1 protein-coding gene is annotated in these 1,719 nt (G+C 70.6%); it reads right to left on the bottom strand.

What is annotated here, in order from left to right; all coding sequences use genetic code 11:
• Positions 1 to 64: 64 nt before the first annotated feature.
• Positions 65 to 1,609 carry an IS1182 family transposase gene (locus OTB20_RS42080; protein WP_267825169.1) on the bottom strand — a complete coding sequence of 515 codons (1,545 nt, stop codon included), beginning with the start codon at positions 1,607 to 1,609 and terminating at the stop codon, positions 65 to 67.
• Positions 1,610 to 1,719 lie beyond the last annotated feature (110 nt).

Raw genomic sequence — 1,719 nt, 5'->3', positions numbered from 1 at the left:
CTAGAAGGCTGATGAAGATCTTGTTGAGGGGCTGTCCGGCCGCAGGCCGGGCAGCCCCTCGTGGTCATGTGCCGGCTGGGGCGAGGTGCCAAGTGCCGTTCGTGTGGGTGAGCCCGAGGTTGATCAGCCGGCGGAGGTTGAGGGCGGCGGCGCGGGTGTGGAGCCAGGTGTCGTTCTTGATGGTGCCCAGGTAGCGGAGGCGGCGGTTGCCGTGGTGGACGATCCAGGCGACGGCGCGTTCGACGGGTGGCCGCCAGCGACGGTAGTCGGCCTGCCAGTCGGGGTCGGTGGCGGCTTGGCGGCGGGCGGCGGCCTGCAGGTCGTGGTGCGGGCGGATGGTCAGGACGCGTCCGGCCTTGGCTGTGGTGCACCGCTCACGCAGTGGGCAGCTGGTGCACAGGTCTGCGAAGACGGCCCTGCGCTGTTGGTGCCGGCCGCCGGGCCCGGACAGGTCGACGGTGTGTCCTTGGGGGCAGGTCACGGTGCCGGTGGTGGTGTCGATGGTGAACTCGTCGAGGGTGAAGCCGCCGGGGACGGCCGGCCGCAGGGGTGCGGGTTTAAGGAACAGCCGGTGTCCTGCCTGTTCCAGGGCCTGGCGGGCATCGCCGGTGGAGTAGGCGGTGTCGCCGAAGGCGTCGACCGGTTCGTCCTCCCCGGCGAGCAGTTCGAGGCCGACGGCGGCTTCGTGGTGCTCGGGCCCGGCGCCGGGCCGCAGGGCCACGGCGGTGAACAGGCCGGTCTCAGGCTCGATGGCGAGGTGGGCTTTGAAGCCGTCCTGCTGGTGTGAGCGGGTTTTGTGGACGTGGCGGGATTCGGGGTCGACGGTGGAGACCATGCGGCCCGGGGCGGTTCCCTGGGTGATGCGCCAGCGACCGTCGCGGCCGTCGGAGTCCTCGGCCGGTTCGACGTCCTGGCCCGCGACCAGGGCCAGGATGCCCACCGCGTTGGCGGCCTTCTCGCCGAGTTCCTGTTCGGGTAGATGCCCCAGCAACCTGAGTGCGTCCGTGACCAGGGCGTCCACCAGCGCGGCGCGGGCCTGGGCGTCGTTCCAGGCGATGCGGGGTTTGCCCGGGTCGGTGTAGTCGTGGGCGGAGCACCGCACCCCGGCCACTTCGGCGCCGCCGGGGACCTCGCGGATCACGGCGCGGACGGCGGCGATGATCTGGGTGACGGTGTCCTGGGTGGCGACCGCGTCGTCCAAAACGGTGGAGTCCAGTGCCCGCCGGTGCTTGCCCTTCAGGACCCCGGTGGCCCTGACGACTTCGCGAACCGCTTCGAAAACCCGGTTCGGGCACGTGGAGCGGGCCAGCCGTCGGCGGAAGTACGCCAGCAGTGACGGGTCGAACGCCAGGTCGTGCAGACCGAGCCCGCAGGCGGCTTTCCACCGTAGGTCACAGCGTAATTCCTGGACCGTCTCGAAGTCCGACAGGCCGTGCAGGGCCTGCACCGTGATCGCGGCGGCCAGGATCTGCGGCGGCATCGACGGTCGCCCGTTCGCCGACGGATACATGTCCGCGAACATCGCCGCGGGAAACAACCGGCCACGGTGCTCGGCCAGGAACGCGAACACGCTCCCAGCCGGAATCAACTCCCGGCACGTCGCCCACACATCCGGCCCGACCGTCTCCCCGACCCACTCCCCTTGAACCACAACAACGAGTCTGGCCCCGCCGCTGACGCGGCGGGGCCAGAACCCAACATCTTCATCAGCCTTCTAGG

Origin of the sequence: Streptomyces sp. H27-H1, assembly GCF_026627445.1 — a bacterium.
GTDB lineage: Bacteria > Actinomycetota > Actinomycetes > Streptomycetales > Streptomycetaceae > Streptomyces.
Note: the sequence above shows the minus strand (reverse complement) of the source record. Positions and strands in the feature narration are given on the sequence as shown.